The organism is Spirochaetota bacterium (assembly GCA_026414805.1).
Classification (GTDB): Bacteria; Spirochaetota; UBA4802; order UBA4802; family UB4802; genus UBA4802.
The window spans coordinates 1-727 of record JAOAIH010000160.1; the positions used below are offsets into that span (position 1 = coordinate 1).

Annotated in this window: 1 protein-coding gene; it reads left to right on the forward strand. The window is 33.3% G+C overall.

The window, feature by feature from the left end; genetic code table 11:
* On the forward strand, positions 1 to 720 hold a 720-nt coding region (locus N3F66_15145; protein ID MCX8125481.1), incomplete at its 5' end, for a hypothetical protein.
* Positions 721 to 727 lie beyond the last annotated feature (7 nt).

Here is a 727-nt window from a genome sequence, read left to right on the forward strand (position 1 = left end):
GGTTTTGCTGATGGTACCGCTGCATTCAAAATCCCTTATATCAAAAACATGCCTGATTCCTGTATTATAATTACCCGTAAGGATGGCTATTTAGTAAATGGTGTATTTAAGTTAAAAGAAAAAGATGCAGACGGCATGTACGTTTTTTATCCAATTCAGTTTCAGATAATTTCAAATCCCCGTAAAGAAGAACGTATAGAACTGGGTGCAGGTAAAGGAGTGTTGTTTATAACAAATCTTATTTCTGATTATATATTGCAAAATTCACTGGCACTATCTCTTAAAAAAGTTGATAATATAAAAGAAATTCTACGGTTTGATTTAGAGAAACGCTTTCCCTACGTCAAAACATACTTTTTAAATGAAGGCATGGCAGATCCACGGATGAAATATTTTTATTCAAATCCCGTGCCTTACTTTATTTCTAATATGAATGTTCAACCTGATGGCAAAACTCAAAAAATGTTCAATACATATATCAATGAAATCTATGCAAAGGACTATACCCTTCAAAACAGAAAAAATCTTATTGCTGAAGTAGCAGTGCCGGTATTGTACAATGGCAAAATTCCGTATGGATATATACAGGTTAATAGTGACAAGCCATTAACCGATGGTATTTTTTCTGTGATTAAGCGGCTGGGTGTAGTTGCTGATGAACTATTTAAAAAGAATAAGCTTTTTATACCTGCTCATCAATTATCATCAATCCATCTGTAAACTCTTC